A 15,534-nucleotide genomic window follows, 5' to 3' on the forward strand; every position below is an offset into this window, starting at 1 on the left:
GCCATGCCGACCCTCGACCCCGAGAAGAAACGCCGCCGGGCGCGCCAGGCCGGCTTCACCCTGGTGGAGATGATGGTGGTCATCGTGATCCTTGGCCTTCTGGCCACGGTCGTGGCCATCAACGTCCTGCCCAACCAGGAGAAGGCCATGAAGGGCAAGGCTCGCGCCGATGTTTCGGTTCTGGAGCAGGCGCTGGAGGGCTATCGCCTGGACAATTTCTCCTTTCCGACCACCGAGCAGGGGCTACAGGCCCTGGTGGCGCCGCCGGCCGGGCTGACCCAGGTCGATCGTTACCGCGAGGGGGGGTATGTCCGCCGCCTGCCCAAGGATCCCTGGGGCAACCCGTACCAGTATCGGGCGCCGGGCGCGCACGGGGCGATCGACGTGTACTCGTTCGGCGCGGACGGGCGCGAAGGCGGCGAAGGCAAGGACGCCGACATTGGCAACTGGAGTTGAAGCCCGGAGCCTGACAGCGCGGCGCGCGGCGCGGGCGGGCTTCACGCTGGTCGAGCTGATGGTCGTGTTGATGATCATGGGCCTGCTGGCCACCGCCGTGATCCTGACCCTGCCCGATGGCAGGATGACCTTGGCGCAGGAGAGCGCGCGGTTCGCCGCGCGTTTGCTGCGCGCGCGGGAGGAATCGCTGCTGGTCAATCGTCAGGTTCGGGTCAGCGTCTCTTCGTCCGACTACCGGTTCGACATCCGCGACGGCCGCGACTGGCGCGCGCTGGACAAGGCGCCGTTCCTGACGACGGCGTGGGTGGAGGAGACCCAGGTGTCGGGGCTGGACGGCGAGCGCGCCGTCGTCTTTGAACCCACGGGCCAGGCCAGTGGGGCCGAGTTCACGCTGGGACGACGCAACGCGGGCTATGTGGTCAGCGTCGATGTCGCCGGGAATGTTGCTGTCCATGCCGCGCGCGCGCTCTGAGGCGGGTTTCACCCTGATCGAGCTGTTGGTCGCCCTGGCGATCTTCAGCCTGGCGGTGCTCGCGCTGCTGAATCTGGCGGGCGAGAACACGCGCGCCAGCGGGCGCTTGCAGGACCGAATCCTCGCCGAGGTGGTGCTGGACAATCGCGCCATCGAGACGGTGACCAGTCTCGTCCCGCCCGCATTGGGCAAAGCCGCCGGATCCGAGCAGGTCGCGGGCCGTCCATGGCTGTGGACGCGGCAGGTCAGTCGCACCGCCGATCCGGCGATCCTTCGCGTCGACATCATTGTCATGACGCCCAGGTCACGCCAGCCCGCCGCGGCGGCGACGCTGTTCCGAGCCGCGCGATGAAGGGCTTCACCCTGATCGAGATGATGGTGGCGCTGTTGATCTTCGCGCTGATCACCGCCGCCGGCGTGGCGGTGATGAGCTCGACGCTCGCCAACCAGAGCGCCGTCCGCGTCCATGTGGAGCGTTATGCCGAACTGCAGCGCATGCGGGCCATTCTCAAGGCGGACCTGTCACAGGCGGCGATGCGACGGACCCGCGGCGAGGACGGTTCGCCGGCGCTGACCGCCTTCGCGGGCGTCAGCCCCTGGGTCGTGGGCGGCCCGCTGCTGGCCTTCACGCGGCGCGGCTACGAGAACCCCGACCACGCGCCCCGCGCCTCGATGCAATATGTCGAGTACGCGCTGGTCGAGGGACGGCTGGAACGCCGGGCGCGTCCCGCCCTCGACGGCGCGCGCCTGGGCCCGGCCCAGGTGCTGATGACCGATATCGAAAGCGTGCGGCCCTTCTATCTGTTCGACGGCGTCTGGCGGCCCACCTGGCGAGGCGATCCCACGTCGGACATTCCCACCGCCGTGCGGTTGGACATGAAGCTCAAGGACCTGGGCGAGATCGACCAGCTCTTCCTCACCTCGGGAGAAGGCCGATGAGGCCCGAGCGTGAAAAAGGCGCGGCGCTGCTGACGGTCATGCTGATGGTCGCGGTGATCGCCGTCATCGCTGTCGGCGTGCTGGACGACATTCGTTTCGGCGTCCGCCGGACCCTCAACGCCCGCGTCGCCAGCCAGGCGCACTGGTACGCCCTGGGAACCGAACAACTGGCTCGGACGCGTATCGCCCAGCTGATGGACCGCGATCCCGCGAAGACCACCCTGGAGGGCGGATGGAACGGGCGCGTCATCGCCTTTCCTATCGACCAGGGCCAGATGGAGGCCAAGCTCACGGACGCGACCGGTTGCTTCAACCTCAACAGCGTCGTCGAAGCCAACCAGGGCGAGCCGTTCCGGCGGCGGGAACTGGGCGTCCGGCAGTTCGCCACCCTGCTGTCGCTGGTCGGCGCGCCGGGCAAGGCCGAGCTCGCGGAAAACCTCGCCGAGTGGATGGACAGCAACGACGTCGGTCGCGCCGAGGCCGAGGATCCGGGCTACGCCAAGCTGCCCGAGCCCTACAGGACGGCGGGAGGCCCTCTGGCCGAGGTCAGCGAGCTGCGGGCGGTGCGCGGCTTCACCCCCGGCGTCTACGCGGCCCTGCGGCCCTATGTGTGCGCGCTGCCCACGACCGATCTGTCGCCGATCAACCTCAACACCCTGCCTCCGGAGCGGGCGCTGCTGCTGACGGCCCTCACCGAGGGGCGGGTCGGCCGCGAACTGGCCTACACGATCCTGTCCAGCCGCCCCACCCAGGGCTGGCCCGACGCCCAGGCCTTCTGGGGACAGCAATCCCTGCTCGCCACGCCGCCCGGCGACGTGGTGCGCGACCAGGTGCGTTTCCGCACCCGGTTCTTCGCCCTGGACAGCCAAGTCGTCTTTGCCGACATGCCAGTGTTCATGACCTCCCTTTTCGAAACCCCATCGGCCGGCAAGGTTACGCTGGTCGCGCGGCGTTGGACCCCCGACGAATGACCTTGCTACGTCTCTTGATGCCGCCGTCCGAGCCCGGCGAGCGGCCCGAACTGCTCGAAGCCGATGGCGTGACCGCCACCCGGCGGACGCTTGGCCCCGACGAGCGCCTCGACGACGCCGGTCCCGTGGTCCTGGTCGCGCCGGGCGCCGAGGCCGTGGCGCGCTGGATGGACCTGCCGCTGGGCAGCCCCGCGCAGGCCCGTTCGGCGGCGGCCTTCCGTATCGAGGACGAGGTGGCGCTAGGCGGCGACGACCTGCATATCGCTGTCGGCGCCGTCGATGAGCTGGGCCGCACCCTGGTGGTGTGGACCGCGCGCGAAAAGCTGCAGGCCTGGCTGGACGTCGCCCTCGCCCACGGCGTGACGCCCCAGGCGGTGATCCCGGACTATCTTCTGCTTCCCGAGGGCGAGGCCGGCCAACTGGTGGTCGCCCCGCTCGGTCGGCAGCTGGCGCTGCGCGAGCCCGGCAAGGCCTTCAGCGCGGATCCCGAACTGGCCGCCCTGCTGATCGAGGGGCGTCCGCATCGCTACATCCCCGCCGAGGAACTCGATCCCTGGCTGGCGGCCGGTGCGCGCTCACCGCTGATCAACCTGCTGCAGGGACGTTTCGCCGTCCGCGCGCGAACCGAGCGGCGCGGCCTGAAGCGCCTGGCCATCCTGGCGGCCGCCGCGGCGATCTCGCCGCTTCTGCTGCTGTTGGTCCAGATCGCCCACGACCAGATGACCGCGAGGGCCATGGAAAGGCGGGCCGCCAGCTTGGCGGTCTCCCTGGTCCCCCAGGCGTCCCGCTATGAGGACGCGGCCGGCTACGCCCTGTCGCGCCTGGCGGCCAGCCAGAGCGGCCGGGGGTTCGGCGAGCTTTCGGCCAGCTATCTGAGCATGGTCCAAGCGACGCCCGGCGTGACGCTGGACACGCTGGTCTATGGCGAGGAAGGCGCGATCCGCTCGACCGTCGGCTACGCCAACTATTCGGACATGGATCGACTTCGGATGGGCGCCAAGCGGCTGGGCCTCGAATTGACCGAGCAAAGCACCATCAGCGAGGGCGGGCGTATCAGCAGCGATCTGGTCGTCAGGAGAAAGCCATGAATGGACGACTCGAAGCCGCCCGTCTGTGGTGGTCCGGGCGCACTGGACGCGAGCGGCTGATGCTGTCCGTCATGGTCGTCGCCTTCGTGGCCGTGATCGGCTGGTATGGCGTTCTGACGCCTATGGTGGCGGCGGCGGAGGCCGGACAGGTCCGCCTCGAGCGCGCCTCGGCCCAACTGGCCAGCCTGCGGGCCCTGGCGCCCGCGGCGGCTCCGTCGGCCTCCTCGGGAGGCGCCGCGCCGCAGGCCGTGGTCGAGGCCGCCGCCAGCAAGGTCGGCCTGCCTATCGCCCGCCACCGCCAGGACGCCAACGGCCGCTTCACCATCTGGATCACCGCGATCGACGCCAAGATCCTTCTGCCCTGGGTGGCGGCGGTGGAACGGGAGGGGGGCTTGATGGTCACCGACTTCACGGCCTCGCGCCTGGATAGCGGCCTGGTCGAGGCCGAGGTCACCTTCGCGCGCGCCGCCCGATGAGCAACCGTCTCCTCATCGCGATCCTGCTCGTCGCCACCCTGGCGATGACCTTGCTGTTCGCGCCGATGCGCCTCCTGGTCTCCCGTCTGGCGGGTTCGGAAGCGTTCAGCATGTCAGGCGTCAGTGGCGTCGTCTGGAGTGGACGCCTCGAGGACGTCACTCTGGCCGGCGCCCCGATCGGAACCTGGAAGGGCGGGCTCGATCCTCTGGCCCTGGTCACGGGCCAGGTCCGGATCGGGCTCAAGCAGGAGAGGGCGGCCTCGGATCAGCGCGTCACCCTGCTGCTGGGCGGCCGCGACAAGGGCGTGCGGCGCTTGAACCTGCGGACCGCCGTCGATCTGAGCGCCATGGGCCTGCCTCTCAGCGGTGATGTCGCCTTCCGCGACGCCGCGGCCGTCTTCCGCGGCGGGCGTTGCGCGCGCGCCGGTGGCGAGATCCGGTTGCGGTTGATCGGTGACGGCCCCCTGCGGGGCAGCGTCCTGAGCGGGGTGTCCGCGTGTCGCGCCAACAGCTGGACGGCGACCTTGAGCGGGAAGGCCGACGGCGCCGACCTCAAGCTGACGAGCCGTATCGACGGCGCGGGCCGCTATCAATTGGAGATGACGGTCGCGACCACCGATGCGGACCTGATCCAGGGATTGGTCGCCAGCGGCTTTTCGAAGGACGCGGTCGGCGCGCGGCGAACGGTCAATGGTCGGCTGCTCCCGGCGTCAACGGATCAAGGTGTGAAGCGGACCCCATAGCCAGGTCAGCCAGGCGCCCACCGCCAGGAAGGTTCCAAACGGCAGTTGCTGGCTCGGTGAGAAGCGGCGGCGGACGATCGCCTGCGCGGTCGCCACGCTGAGGCCCGCCACGCAGGACCAGACCAGCACCGACGGCAGACCTTGCCACCCCACCCAGGCCCCGATGGCGCCCAGCAGGCGCGGATCGCCGCCGCCCATGCCGTCAAACCCGCGGATTCTCCTGTAGAGCCAGGCGATTACGGTAAGCGCGCCATAGCCCACGGCCGCGCCAAGCAGTGGCGTCCATGCCGGAGCCAGCCCCAACCCTAGGGTCAACACGACCCCCAGGGCGCCGAGCGGCAGGGTCAATATGTCGGGCAGCCAAAGGTGCTCGGCGTCAATTGTCGCGATCAACAGTAGCGCCCAGCCGAAAAGCGCGGTCACCGGAACCATCACGCCGGCGTAGGTGACCAGGCTCCAGGCGGCGATCAGCAGGCATCCGACTTCCAGCAGGAGGTACCGCGGCGGTATGGCCGCGCCACAGGTTCTGCATCGTCCCCGCAGGAGGAGGAAGCTGAACACGGGGACCAGATCGATAACCGCGAGCGGGCGGTCGCAGGCCTCGCACGCCGACCGCGACATCGCCCAAGGGCGACCCGCCGGCAGACGAAGCGTCAGCAGGCCAATGAAGCTTCCGACGAAAGGCGCGAAGATCAGCGTCGAAGCGGCCCAGAATTGGTCGATGGTCAAGGGCTGCGGTTCCAAGGGCAAGCATGAGCCTTTGGCCCAAAGCCGCGTGGACGGCAATCGTCCGCGCGGCGCGGATCGTATTTTTCAGGCGCGCCATCGGGACCGGTTCGGCGCGACGGCTCGCGCCGCCCCCTCCGTCTCGTCGCGTATCCGCAACGATCCACCTCCCCGCGAGGGGGGGCGGACCCTCGGGACCTATCCCGAGATCTTCGCTTCCAACTCGGTCATCCGGGCCCGGGTCGCGGCCAGGTCGGGGCCGAAGCGGGCCGGGTCGGCGGCGGCCAGGCGGCCGGCGATGTCGTAGCTTTCGCGATAGAGGTCCAGCGCCCGCATGCGGTGGCCGCGATCCTCGCGCAGATCGGCCAGGCGTTCCAGGTTCACCGACAGGGCGCGTTGGGCCTGGGTGTCGCCGGCCTCGCGGCCGCCGCGCGAGCGGCGCAGGGCCAGGGCTTCTTCGAAGGCCGAGAGGGCGGCGTCCAGGCGACCCTCGGCCTCGGCCGTGTCGCCGACGCCCGACAGCGCGCCGGCCAGCAGTTCGGCGGTCTCGTCGTTGGGGCGGGCCTGGCGCACCTCGCGGGCATAGGAGACGGCCGTCTCATAGGCTTCGGCGGCGTCATCGGTCTGGCCCTGGCCGCGCGCGAAGTCGCCCAGGTCGCGATAGACGATGGCCAGCTCCTCGTCGGTGTCGGCGGCGCGTTTCATGGACGCCAGGATGCGGGCGGCCTCGGCCCAGGATCCGTCTTGAGCGAGCGCGACCAGACGCACGCGCATCTCGGCGAAGGTCTCTGGCCTAGGCGGCGACGGAGGAGCCTGCGGCCGCGGCGGAGCGACGGCCGTGGCCGGCGTCGCGACGGGCTGGGGAGGCGGCGCGGACATGGGCGCGGGGGCTGGCGCCGGTATCGGCTGGGCCGTCACGGCCTGGGCCATTGTGGGTTGGGCCGTTGAGGGCTGGGCCATTGTGGGTTCGCCCATTATGGGCTGGGCTTGCGGCTCCAGCTCCAGGCCGAACGCCATCGGCGCGGCTTTCTTCTTCGGCCCGCGGCGGGGTAGCAGGGCGGCGATGATGAGCCCTCCGCCCACGATCGCCGCCGCCGCACCGGCGGTCGGACGATGCGGCTCGAACGGTCCGAGATCGAGATTCGTGGCCCAGCTCCCCAGCGAGCCCCAGCCCGCCACCACGTATCCCGACGTCGCCAGGATCAGCCCCAAGATGATCCCAACCAGTCGCGCCAGCATCACGTCCCCCCGAACGCTAAACCCAGAAAATGGGCGTCCCACCGCCAGAGCGCACTAGTCAGCGCACGGTCCCTCCTCCGTCGAGCCGTCTCAACTGGCAGGAGAAGGGAGACGCGGGCCTGACCCGTCAGTGGGCGCCCGGCGGCGAAGGCGCCTCTAAATCAACCAGGCGCGCGGGCGTGGGTACGCCTCGCCGCGGACCAGATAATAGATTCCCATGACGCAGCGCACCACGAACCACAGGCTGACCGCGCCCATGATCGCGCCGCCGACGATCATCATGGGGATGCCGATCAGCAGCAGGGTCAGCGGGATGCCGAAGCCCAGCAGCAGGCCGCCGATGATGAACCAGGCGATCGACAGCCAGAAGGTCCGGATGGCGAAGGTGTAGTGGCTCTCGTTGATCGGGCCGGCCTGGTCGCGGTTCACATAGGCCACGATCAGGCCGACGATGAAGGTCAGGCCGTTGGTGAAGCCCAGCAGATACAGGCCGTAGACCACGGCCGGCAGGATCTTGTCCTCTTCGGCGCGGGCCTCGATGGCGGTGGTCGCGTCGGTCATGGTTCAGAGCATCCAGTTCTTGGGAGTGGGATAGGGTTGGCCCTTCAGCAGGGTCGACAGGCCGACGACGCCGCGCACCACCAGCCACAGGCCGGTGGCGACCAGGGCCACCATGCCGATGCCGACGGGCGTCAGGATGATGCTGATCACGCTGAACAGCAGGGCCAGCCAGAACGTGCGGATCTGGAATTCGTAGTGGCTGACCAGCCACTCGGCCGCGTCCTTGCGGCTGATATAGGCGATGATCGCGCCGATCAGGCAGGTGACGCCGGTCACGGCGCCGGCGATGTGCAGGGCGTAGACCACGGCGGGCAGGGTCTTGTCGTCCTGCAGCCGGGGCGGCACGGCGGGGTCGATAACGGGGTCGGACAAAGCTTGAGCCTAAGAGAACGTCGTTGGCCCAATCGTCGCGCCGATCGCCGCGCGATGCAAATGAAGGTCGCGTAACCCTTACGGCAGCAGGTCCGACGGCGGATCGTGCGGGTCGAAGTCGGCGCCGCGGTCCAGCCATGGCGGGACGGCCAGCATCAGGATCAGCACGAAGCTCATCCGCGCGGCCATGTCGACGCCGACCCCGGCCATGCCGGCGGTCAGCGAGAAGACCAGCATCGCCAGGGTCCCGAAGGCCAGCAGGCCCATGACCAGGGTCAGGGCCTGGCGGGCCCGCGGCCGGGCCACGCCGAAGCGGGCGCGCGGGGACAGGTCGGCGCCGACGGCGGCGATGGCGCGGGCCAGGGGCGAGAAGCTCTTCAGCCGGTCCTCGAACCGTCCGGGGCCGACATAACTCTGGGCGGTCAGCACCACCTTGGCGCGGCCGAAGCTGAGGGCCAGCACGCGGCGGTTGCCGCCGTCCCCATTTCTGCTTTGGGGCGCTGTGGTCAGGCGATAGCGGGTCAGGCTGGACAGCGGAAAGCGGCGTTGGAGCTTACCGCGTGTCTCCGTCAGCGTTCCGGCGTCCAGCGTCCAGACCGTTTCGGGCTGGAAGGGGGCGACGCGGGCGCTGTGAGAGACTTCCATTCTAGGACCGGACGGCGGTGATCTCGACGCCGGCGGCGGCCGCGTGCGGGGCCAGGGCGCCGGGTTTCTCGACCCGCACCCGGGCGCGGGTGACGCGGGGATCGAAGAAGCAGGCCTGGGCCAGGCGTTCGGCGAAGGTCTCGACCAGGCCGACATGGCCCTCGGCGGCGATGGCGCGGGCCGCTTCGCCGATCATCTCGTAGTTCACCGTGTCGCCCAGGCGCTCGAAATGGCTGGCGGCCACGTCCAGCTCGACATCGACGATCAGCGACTGGTGGCGGCCATATTCGTGGTCGTAGACGCCGATCTCGGCGTCGACCTTCAGGCCGCGCACGAAGACCTTGGTCACGATCACGCGGGCCAGGTCCTGCGGCGCGGTGTTTTCGGCGAGGGGCGAAGCGGCCAAGCGTGGCCTCCTACGGAGCAACAATGTCCGGCGTCTGCCAGGCCAGGTGCTGGCCGCCGTCCACCGCGATCATCTGGCCCGTGACCGACCTTGCGTCAATGAGGTAGCGCAGGGCGCCGGCAAGCTCGTCGGGCGTGACGCGGCGCTGCAACAGCACCCCGGCGGCCTCGGCCTCGAACTCGCCGGGGGCCTGGTGCACGGACGGCAGGGTGGGGCCAGGACCGATGGCATTCACGCGGACGCGCGGCGCCAGCGCCTGAGCCAGCGTCTGGGTGGCCCACCACAGCCCGGCCTTGGCCAGGGAATAGCTGAAGAACTGCGGGTTCGGGCGCAGCACCCGCTGGTCGACGATATTGACCACCAGGCCTTGCGCGTCTTCAGGCAACGCGGCCGCGAAGGCCTCGGCCAGCACGATCGGCGCGCGCAGATTGGTCTCGAGATGCAGGTCCCAGGTGTCGCGCGACAGCCCGCCGACACGATCGTCCTCGAAGGCCGAGGCGCTGTTGATCAGCAGGGTGACGGGGCCGATCGTGTCGGCGGCCTCCCCTTTTGAGATTTGGGCGATCAGGCCGCGTGTCTCGTCCTCGTCGGAGAGGTCGGCGCGGACCAGGACCGCGCGGCGGCCCAGGGCTCGCACGGCCCGCGCCGTCTCTAGCGCCTCGTCGGCCGAGGCGCGGTGGTGGACGGCGACGTCGTAGCCGGCGCGGGCGGCCTCGAGGGCCAGGACCTTGCCGATCCGACGCCCCGCGCCGGTGACCAGGGCCGCGCCGCGCGCCTGGCTGCTCATTAGTCGATGCGGCCGAACTCGAAATAGTTCAGGGCGAGAACGACAGCCAGGAAGATGGCGATGACACCGATCGCGAGCATGGCGCGGCTCCGGAAAGAGAAAAGACAGTTGCTGGGGCTTTAGCCGTCGGCGCCGCTGACCGCAAGCGCAAGCCGCGCTAGGAAGGGCCATGCTCTGGCGACGTCGCATCGAACCCTTCACCCGGCCCCTGGTCCACGCCGTCTTCCGGATGAGGCGGGGGCTGACCCTGGGCGTGCGGGCGGTGGCCACCAACGCGGCCGGCCAGGTGCTGCTGCTCCAGCACACCTACATCCACGGCTGGCACCTGCCCGGCGGCGGGGTCGAGCGCGGCGAGACGGCCGAGACCGCCGTCATGCGCGAGCTGCGGGAGGAGGCCGGCGTCCGCGCCCTGTCGCGCCCGCGCCTGGTCTCGGCCCACAGCAACGAGGCCGTCCACCCCGGCGACCACGTCCTGGTCTACCGCGTCGACGCCTGGGAGCCCTGCGCCTCGGACGCGGCGGGCGAGATCCACGAACTGGGCTGGTTCGACCCCCACGCCCTGCCGGAGGGCGTCTCGCCCGGCACGCGGCGGCGGCTGGCGGAGGTGTTCGGCGAAACTCCCAGCGATCCGATGTGGTGACCCCTTCCCACGTGAACGCCGATCACATTAAATGCTTGTTTGAAACGACCCGCCATCTCTCCAACTAAGAGCGGGCCAACCATCCACGGGCAGGAGAACGGCATGCGCGAGTACACCAAGTTCTACATCGACGGGGCCTGGGTCGATCCGGTCGCACCGAAGCCGCTGGACGTCATCAACCCGGCCACCGAGGAAGTCGCCGGCGTGATCTCGCTGGGTTCGGAGGCCGACGTCGACAAGGCGGTCCGCGCCGCCCGCAAGGCCTTCGGCAGCTTCAGCCAGACCAGCCGCGAGGAGCGCATCGACATTCTCGAGCGCATCATCGCCGAGTACCAGAAGCGCTTCGAGGACATGGCCAAAGCCATCACCGAGGAGATGGGCGCCCCCGCCTGGCTGGCCCAGCGCGCCCAGGCCGCCATGGGCATCGCCCACGTCCAGACCGCCGCCGCCGTGCTCAAGGACTACAAGTTCGAGGAAGACCGGGGCACGACCCGGATCGTCAAGGAGCCGATCGGCGTCTGCGCCTTCATCACGCCGTGGAACTGGCCGGTGAACCAGATCGCCTGCAAGGTCGCGCCCGCCCTGGCCACCGGCTGCACCATGGTGCTGAAGCCGTCCGAGATCGCGCCGTTCAGCGGCTACATCTGGACCGAGATCCTGCACGCCGCCGGCGTTCCGGCGGGCGTCTTCAACCTGGTCAATGGCGACGGCCCCACGGTCGGCGCGGCGCTCTCGAGCCATCCCGAAGTCGACATGGTCTCGTTCACCGGCTCCACCCGCGCCGGCATCGAGGTGGCCAAGAACGCCGCCCCGACCGTCAAGCGCGTGCACCAGGAGCTGGGCGGCAAGAGCCCCAACATCATCCTCGACGACGCCGACTTCGCCCGCGCGGTGGGCGGCGGCGTGGCCTCGGTGATGATGAACTCGGGCCAGTCGTGCAACGCCCCGACCCGCATGCTGGTCCCCGGCGCGCGCATGGACGAGGTCATCGCCATCGCCAAGGCCGCCGCCGAGAGCCACACGGTCGGCGACCCGAACGGCAACCACAAGATGGGCCCGGTGGTCTCCGAGGTGCAGTGGAACAAGATCCAGGGCCTGATCCAGAAGGGCATCGACGAGGGCGCCACCCTGGTCACCGGCGGCGTCGGTCGGCCGGAAGGCCTGGACAAGGGCTACTACGTCAAGCCGACCGTCTTCGCGAACGTTAAGCCCGACATGACGATCTCCAAGGAAGAGATCTTCGGCCCGGTGATCTCGATCCTCGGCTACGACACGGTCGAGGAAGCCGTCACCGTCGGCAACGACACCGAGTACGGCCTGGCGGCCTATGTCTCGGGCACGGACCCGGAGGGCGTCCGCAAGGTGGCGAGCAAGCTCCGCGCCGGCCAGGTGAACCTGAACGGCGCCAGCCCCGACCTGATGGCCCCGTTCGGCGGCTACAAGATGAGCGGCAACGGCCGCGAGTGGGGGGATCACGCCTTCGGGGAATTCCTCGAGACGAAGGCGATCCTCGGTTACTCGGCGAAGGTGGCGGCGGAGTAGGGTTACTCTGCTGCTGAGTTGGCTAGACTTGGAGAGGGCGGGGCCAGGAGGCTCCGCCTTTTTCTTCACCGGAATATTTGGAGGGCTCTACAGTTCTGGGAAAAATGTAATGATCGTAATGGGCCAAATAATTCCCAGAACAAATGCCGATCCGGACGCAAAAACTAGACGCATAGTAAGCTTGTGGTGGCGCTTTGAGGTATTAAGATACTTGATATATTTGTCCATATCATTACCGTTGGCATCGCCTAAAGCGCGCAGAGATAAGCCAAGATGTCCTGTAGTATAACTGTTTAGCGCGGTGAGTGGAGCGATTCCGGCTAAAATTAATCCTGCGGAAAACATCCACAGTGCGGGCAGTAGCGCTGTAAAAAGATTCAATTTCCATCCGTTCAATAGTGCCCCGCCGAGGACTACAAGTGCTGCCCCGTTGCCAACGCTTGCGGACAATATTAATTTTTGCTCCCAATCGACTAGAGTCTTAAATGCTTGATCGGCAAGGGCTTTTATCATTTCAGATTGCGGATCTGCGTTCGTCAAAATCGTTCCCCCTTCGCGGCGTATATGCGGGTCCAACCATCTAGTAGATGGTGAGGATCTATTCCTAGCGACCCCTCGCAGGGTCGGACCCAACCTTACATCTCCTGGAGGCTGCAGCGTGCCGGGCTGACCAGGTCAGTCAAGGACCGCCCCGTGACACCCTCTCTCTTTGAGAGAGGGAGGGGCCCGCCGCCGACGGCGGTGGGAGGGTGAGAGGTTTCATCGCCCGCCGGAAAATCTCAATTCCTTCGGTTGAGCATGCAAGGCGGCTGTGTCCAAGCTCGGCCATGGACAGGATCGCCAACGCCCGTCGCCTCCGTCAGGATCAAACCCTGGCCGAGAAGACGCTGTGGAAGCTCGTCCGCAACCGTCGCCTTGGCGGTTTCCGTTTTCTCCGGCAACACCCGATCGATCGTTACATCGTGGACTTCGCCTGCGAGGCCGCGAAGCTGATCGTGGAGCTGGACGGCGCGGTCCACGACGGCCGGGAAGACTATGACGCCCGCCGTATGGAGACGCTGGAGCTGTTCGGCTACGCCGTCATCAGATTTCGCAACGAGCGGGTCCTGGCCGATCCCGGCGGGACGGCGGACGATATCCTCGCCGCGCTCCGTTCGGCGGGGTCGTAACCTCTTGTCTGTGGGCGATTGTCGTAAGGTGTTGCGGTCTTCCGGGACGCCCGCCTGGCGCGCCAACGCCAAGCGGGCAGTCGGCGGAGGGGCCGATAGCCCCTGAGCGTTGGGCGCTGAGGGTGAGCAGGGCCGCCGCCGACGTTTCATGACCCGGATGGTTGCAGGGACGGATGGGTCCGAAGCCACAAGGATGGGTCGATGGAACGGGTGCAGCGTAACACGACAATCGCCGGGATCGATGTGGGCAAGTCTTGGCTGGACGTGGCGATCCACGGCCAGGAGGAGGCGCGTCGGTTCGGCAACGACGAGGCGGGCCTGGCGGCGCTGATCGCCTGGCTGGTCGAGCAAGGCGTGGTCCGGGCGGGGTTGGAGGCGACGGCCGGCTACGAGCGGGCGGCGCGGTCGAGGCTGGAGGCGGCGGGCTTTGAGGTGATCGTCCACCAGCCGCTGGAGGTTCGGCTCTTTGCTCGGCTCAAGCGCTGGAAGGCCAAGACCGACCGGCTGGACGCGGCCCTGATCGCGGCGGCGACAGCCCAGGTCGAGGCGGTTCGAGCCGCCCAGGACCCGCGCTTGGTCGAACTGGCCCAACGCTTGACCGCCTATGAGCAGATTACCGACCAGGCCGCCGAGCTGAAGACCTTCATGGAGCACGTCGACCTGCCGGATCTGGTCGAGGCGATGGGCGAGCAGATCCAGAGCCTGTCGCGTCTCAAGGCCAGACTGGCCGCCGAGATCCTCGTTCGGATCAAGGCCCGCGCCGATCTTCTGGCGCGCTACCGCCTGCTGCTGTCGCTGCCCGGCGTCGGGCCGATCGTCGCCGCCAGCCTGGTGATCCGCATGCCCGAGCTTGGCGCCATGCGGCGCGGCCAGCCGGCCGCCTTGCTCGGCGTCGCCCCGTTCGACCGGCAATCGGGTCAATGGAAAGGCCAGAGCTTCATTGGAGGCGGTCGAAACCGACCCCGCCGAATGCTCTATCTCGCCGCCATCGCCGCCAAGCGCTGCGACCCAGGCTTCAAGGCCTTCGCCAGCCGCCTGCTCAAGGCCGGCAAGCCCCCAAAGGTCGCCATCGTCGCCGTCATGCGAAAGCTCATCGAGGCCGCCAACCTCGTTCTGGCCAGACAGCAGCCTTGGACCATGCAAACCACATCAACAACATAGTTGCTCACCCTCCCACCGCTACGCGGCGGGCCCCGCCCTCTCTCAAAGAGAGAGGGTTTCGTGGAATGTGCTACGCTTCCGCCATGACCGCCGACTCCCCGCCCGACGAGACTCCGATCCAGCGCGCCCTGCGCCTGAAGCAGACCGCTCTCGACGCCCGGCCCAAGCCGCCTCGGGGTGGGAAGTTTCAGCGTCAGCAGGCGTCGCGGATCGCGGCGGGTTCTTCCAAACCGTGGATGGCGAAGTAATGGCCGGACTGAAAGACAAGCGCGGCTTCATCGACAAGGACCGCCTGGATCTGTCCGAGCGCCAGGCCGTCGAGTACTGGATGAAGCGCTGGGGCGTCACTCGCGACCAGATCACCGCCGCCCACCGCAAGGTGGGCCGGATGACCAAGGATATCGCCGCCGAGCTGGGCAAGAAGCGCTGACACGCCCCTAGGCCTCAAGCCTTCGACGCCTCGACCCACACCTGGTGCTGGTCGTCATAGGCCCGCTGGAACGCCGGCCGCGCCTGCGCGCGCGCGACATAGGCGGCGAGGTTGGCATGGTCCGCCAGCACGCCCGATGACCCCAGGCGGCGCAGCACGCCGACCATCATCAGGTCGCCGGCGCTGAAGTCGCCGTCCAGCCAGTCGGCGTCGCCCAGGCGGGCCGACAGCTGCTCCAGCCGTGTACGGACCGCCTGCTCCAGCATCGGCTGGCGGGCCTCGAACCACGGCTTGTCGCGCTCCAGGATGGTGGCCATGCCGAACTCGACGATCGGCGCCTGCATCGTCACCAGCGCGGCGAACATCCAGGCCAGCGCCCGGGCGCGGCCGTCCGTGTCGGATGGCAGCAAGCCCGGATGGCTCAGGGCCAGGTGATGCACGATCGCCCCGGACTCGAACAGGACGAGGTCGCCGTCCTCATAGGTGGGGATCTGGCCGAACGGCTGGATCGCCATGTGCTCGGCCGCCTTCATCTCGGGGAAGGTCACCAGCCTCACCTCATAGGGCAGGCCCAGCTCTTCCAGCGCCCAGCGAACCTGCATGTCGCGCGCCAGGCCCCGGCCGCGATCGGGCGAGGCCTTGAAGGCGGTGATGGTGGGCTTCATGGCGATGTCTCCGCGCTGTTGGCCTCCCGAGGACGAAGGACCGGGG

23 protein-coding genes are annotated in these 15,534 nt (G+C 68.5%); 14 read left to right on the plus strand and 9 right to left on the minus strand.

Annotated elements, in window-relative coordinates:
* Nucleotides 1–3 precede the first annotated feature (3 nt).
* The 8 genes from gspG to gspN are packed head-to-tail and all read left to right on the plus strand — an operon-like array spanning nt 4 to nt 5,145.
* A complete protein-coding gene (gene gspG, locus ACW173_RS10555) occupies nt 4–456 on the plus strand; it encodes a type II secretion system major pseudopilin GspG (RefSeq protein ID WP_492085193.1) in 453 nt (150 codons plus the stop codon).
* Nucleotides 440–928 (plus strand): GspH/FimT family pseudopilin, encoded by a 489-nt coding sequence (locus ACW173_RS10560; RefSeq protein ID WP_492085195.1) that lies wholly within the window; start codon nt 440–442, stop codon nt 926–928. Before gspG ends, ACW173_RS10560 begins: the two co-directional genes overlap by 17 nt.
* Complete coding sequence (gspI, locus tag ACW173_RS10565) at nt 897–1,280, plus strand: type II secretion system minor pseudopilin GspI (protein ID WP_492085197.1); 384 nt, start codon at nt 897–899, stop codon at nt 1,278–1,280. The genes ACW173_RS10560 and gspI overlap by 32 nt, the downstream gene beginning before the upstream one ends.
* The gene (gspJ, locus tag ACW173_RS10570) at nt 1,277–1,867 is read left to right on the plus strand and encodes a type II secretion system minor pseudopilin GspJ (RefSeq protein ID WP_492085198.1); all 591 of its coding nucleotides are present in this window, start codon (nt 1,277–1,279) and stop codon (nt 1,865–1,867) included. The genes gspI and gspJ overlap by 4 nt, the downstream gene beginning before the upstream one ends.
* On the plus strand, nt 1,864–2,838 hold the full coding sequence (gene gspK / locus ACW173_RS10575) for a type II secretion system minor pseudopilin GspK (RefSeq protein WP_492085200.1): 975 nt from the start codon (nt 1,864–1,866) through the stop codon (nt 2,836–2,838). Before gspJ ends, gspK begins: the two co-directional genes overlap by 4 nt.
* Nucleotides 2,835–3,926 carry a type II secretion system protein GspL gene (gene gspL, locus ACW173_RS10580; RefSeq protein ID WP_492085202.1) on the plus strand — a complete coding sequence of 364 codons (1,092 nt, stop codon included), beginning with the start codon at nt 2,835–2,837 and terminating at the stop codon, nt 3,924–3,926. The genes gspK and gspL overlap by 4 nt, the downstream gene beginning before the upstream one ends.
* A complete protein-coding gene (locus tag ACW173_RS10585; RefSeq protein ID WP_492085203.1) occupies nt 3,923–4,402 on the plus strand; it encodes a type II secretion system protein M in 480 nt (159 codons plus the stop codon). The genes gspL and ACW173_RS10585 overlap by 4 nt, the downstream gene beginning before the upstream one ends.
* Nucleotides 4,399–5,145, plus strand: coding sequence for a type II secretion system protein N (gene gspN / locus ACW173_RS10590; protein WP_492085205.1), 747 nt, complete (start codon nt 4,399–4,401; stop codon nt 5,143–5,145). Before ACW173_RS10585 ends, gspN begins: the two co-directional genes overlap by 4 nt.
* On the opposite strand, the gene ACW173_RS10595 is transcribed toward gspN, so the two are convergent.
* The 7 genes from ACW173_RS10595 to ACW173_RS10625 form a co-directional block, all read right to left on the minus strand.
* A complete protein-coding gene (locus ACW173_RS10595; RefSeq protein WP_492085208.1) occupies nt 5,113–5,874 on the minus strand; it encodes a prepilin peptidase in 762 nt (253 codons plus the stop codon). The genes gspN and ACW173_RS10595 overlap by 33 nt on opposite strands.
* Nucleotides 5,875–6,069: 195 nt before the next feature.
* On the minus strand, nt 6,070–7,110 hold the full coding sequence (locus ACW173_RS10600; RefSeq protein ID WP_492085209.1) for a tetratricopeptide repeat protein: 1,041 nt from the start codon (nt 7,108–7,110) through the stop codon (nt 6,070–6,072).
* A gap of 156 nt (nt 7,111–7,266) precedes the next feature.
* Entirely contained in the window at nt 7,267–7,671 is a 405-nt protein-coding gene (locus ACW173_RS10605) for a DUF4870 family protein (protein WP_492085210.1), read from the minus strand.
* Nucleotides 7,672–7,674: 3 nt separating this feature from the next.
* The gene (locus tag ACW173_RS10610; protein ID WP_492085211.1) at nt 7,675–8,043 is read right to left on the minus strand and encodes a DUF4870 family protein; all 369 of its coding nucleotides are present in this window, start codon (nt 8,041–8,043) and stop codon (nt 7,675–7,677) included.
* Between the two features lie 78 nt (nt 8,044–8,121).
* The gene (locus tag ACW173_RS10615; RefSeq protein WP_492085213.1) at nt 8,122–8,688 is read right to left on the minus strand and encodes a hypothetical protein; all 567 of its coding nucleotides are present in this window, start codon (nt 8,686–8,688) and stop codon (nt 8,122–8,124) included.
* A 1-nt stretch (nt 8,689) separates the two neighbouring features.
* Complete coding sequence (gene folB / locus ACW173_RS10620) at nt 8,690–9,094, minus strand: dihydroneopterin aldolase (protein WP_492085214.1); 405 nt, start codon at nt 9,092–9,094, stop codon at nt 8,690–8,692.
* Between the two features lie 10 nt (nt 9,095–9,104).
* Nucleotides 9,105–9,881, minus strand: a complete 777-nt coding sequence (locus ACW173_RS10625) for an SDR family oxidoreductase (protein WP_492085216.1) — start codon at nt 9,879–9,881, stop codon at nt 9,105–9,107.
* Between the two features lie 169 nt (nt 9,882–10,050).
* On the opposite strand from ACW173_RS10625, the gene ACW173_RS10630 reads away from it, so the two are divergent.
* Together ACW173_RS10630 and ACW173_RS10635 are read left to right on the plus strand one after the other, a co-directional pair.
* Nucleotides 10,051–10,521 (plus strand): NUDIX domain-containing protein, encoded by a 471-nt coding sequence (locus tag ACW173_RS10630; protein WP_492085217.1) that lies wholly within the window; start codon nt 10,051–10,053, stop codon nt 10,519–10,521.
* A 102-nt stretch (nt 10,522–10,623) separates the two neighbouring features.
* The gene (locus ACW173_RS10635) at nt 10,624–12,063 is read left to right on the plus strand and encodes an aldehyde dehydrogenase family protein (RefSeq protein ID WP_492085219.1); all 1,440 of its coding nucleotides are present in this window, start codon (nt 10,624–10,626) and stop codon (nt 12,061–12,063) included.
* An 87-nt stretch (nt 12,064–12,150) separates the two neighbouring features.
* On the opposite strand, the gene ACW173_RS10640 is transcribed toward ACW173_RS10635, so the two are convergent.
* Nucleotides 12,151–12,603, minus strand: coding sequence for a hypothetical protein (locus tag ACW173_RS10640; protein ID WP_492085220.1), 453 nt, complete (start codon nt 12,601–12,603; stop codon nt 12,151–12,153).
* Nucleotides 12,604–12,890: 287 nt separating this feature from the next.
* On the opposite strand from ACW173_RS10640, the gene ACW173_RS10645 reads away from it, so the two are divergent.
* From ACW173_RS10645 to ACW173_RS10660, 4 genes are all read left to right on the plus strand, one after another.
* On the plus strand, nt 12,891–13,232 hold the full coding sequence (locus ACW173_RS10645; protein WP_492085222.1) for an endonuclease domain-containing protein: 342 nt from the start codon (nt 12,891–12,893) through the stop codon (nt 13,230–13,232).
* Between the two features lie 201 nt (nt 13,233–13,433).
* A complete protein-coding gene (locus ACW173_RS10650; protein ID WP_492081387.1) occupies nt 13,434–14,393 on the plus strand; it encodes an IS110 family RNA-guided transposase in 960 nt (319 codons plus the stop codon).
* Between the two features lie 65 nt (nt 14,394–14,458).
* Entirely contained in the window at nt 14,459–14,641 is a 183-nt protein-coding gene (locus ACW173_RS10655; protein ID WP_492085223.1) for a hypothetical protein, read from the plus strand.
* Entirely contained in the window at nt 14,641–14,823 is a 183-nt protein-coding gene (locus ACW173_RS10660; RefSeq protein WP_047413801.1) for a DUF3606 domain-containing protein, read from the plus strand. Before ACW173_RS10655 ends, ACW173_RS10660 begins: the two co-directional genes overlap by 1 nt.
* A 14-nt stretch (nt 14,824–14,837) precedes the next feature.
* Here ACW173_RS10660 and ACW173_RS10665 read toward each other — a convergent pair whose 3' ends face one another.
* Nucleotides 14,838–15,488, minus strand: a complete 651-nt coding sequence (locus tag ACW173_RS10665) for a glutathione S-transferase family protein (protein WP_492085224.1) — start codon at nt 15,486–15,488, stop codon at nt 14,838–14,840.
* Nucleotides 15,489–15,534: the final 46 nt, after the last annotated feature.

It is taken from the genome of Caulobacter sp. ALps2, assembly GCF_058681635.1.

Bases quoted from the DNA above. Each gene is read 5' to 3' on its own strand.
- ACW173_RS10645 (WP_492085222.1), top strand. From the start codon at position 12,891: ATGGACAGGATCGCCAACGCCCGTCGCCTCCGTCAGGATCAAACCCTG.
- ACW173_RS10635 (WP_492085219.1), top strand. From the start codon at position 10,624: ATGCGCGAGTACACCAAGTTCTACATCGACGGGGCCTGGGTCGATCCG.
- gspG (WP_492085193.1), top strand. From the start codon at position 4: ATGCCGACCCTCGACCCCGAGAAGAAACGCCGCCGGGCGCGCCAGGCC.
- ACW173_RS10630 (WP_492085217.1), top strand. From the start codon at position 10,051: ATGCTCTGGCGACGTCGCATCGAACCCTTCACCCGGCCCCTGGTCCAC.
- gspN (WP_492085205.1), top strand. From the start codon at position 4,399: ATGAGCAACCGTCTCCTCATCGCGATCCTGCTCGTCGCCACCCTGGCG.
- ACW173_RS10615 (WP_492085213.1), bottom strand. From the start codon at position 8,688: ATGGAAGTCTCTCACAGCGCCCGCGTCGCCCCCTTCCAGCCCGAAACG.
- ACW173_RS10605 (WP_492085210.1), bottom strand. From the start codon at position 7,671: ATGACCGACGCGACCACCGCCATCGAGGCCCGCGCCGAAGAGGACAAG.
- ACW173_RS10625 (WP_492085216.1), bottom strand. From the start codon at position 9,881: ATGAGCAGCCAGGCGCGCGGCGCGGCCCTGGTCACCGGCGCGGGGCGT.
- ACW173_RS10650 (WP_492081387.1), top strand. From the start codon at position 13,434: ATGGAACGGGTGCAGCGTAACACGACAATCGCCGGGATCGATGTGGGC.
- gspJ (WP_492085198.1), top strand. From the start codon at position 1,277: ATGAAGGGCTTCACCCTGATCGAGATGATGGTGGCGCTGTTGATCTTC.
- ACW173_RS10600 (WP_492085209.1), bottom strand. From the start codon at position 7,110: ATGCTGGCGCGACTGGTTGGGATCATCTTGGGGCTGATCCTGGCGACG.
- ACW173_RS10660 (WP_047413801.1), top strand. From the start codon at position 14,641: ATGGCCGGACTGAAAGACAAGCGCGGCTTCATCGACAAGGACCGCCTG.
- ACW173_RS10585 (WP_492085203.1), top strand. From the start codon at position 3,923: ATGAATGGACGACTCGAAGCCGCCCGTCTGTGGTGGTCCGGGCGCACT.
- gspK (WP_492085200.1), top strand. From the start codon at position 1,864: ATGAGGCCCGAGCGTGAAAAAGGCGCGGCGCTGCTGACGGTCATGCTG.
- ACW173_RS10665 (WP_492085224.1), bottom strand. From the start codon at position 15,488: ATGAAGCCCACCATCACCGCCTTCAAGGCCTCGCCCGATCGCGGCCGG.
- ACW173_RS10655 (WP_492085223.1), top strand. From the start codon at position 14,459: ATGTGCTACGCTTCCGCCATGACCGCCGACTCCCCGCCCGACGAGACT.
- gspL (WP_492085202.1), top strand. From the start codon at position 2,835: ATGACCTTGCTACGTCTCTTGATGCCGCCGTCCGAGCCCGGCGAGCGG.
- gspI (WP_492085197.1), top strand. From the start codon at position 897: ATGTTGCTGTCCATGCCGCGCGCGCGCTCTGAGGCGGGTTTCACCCTG.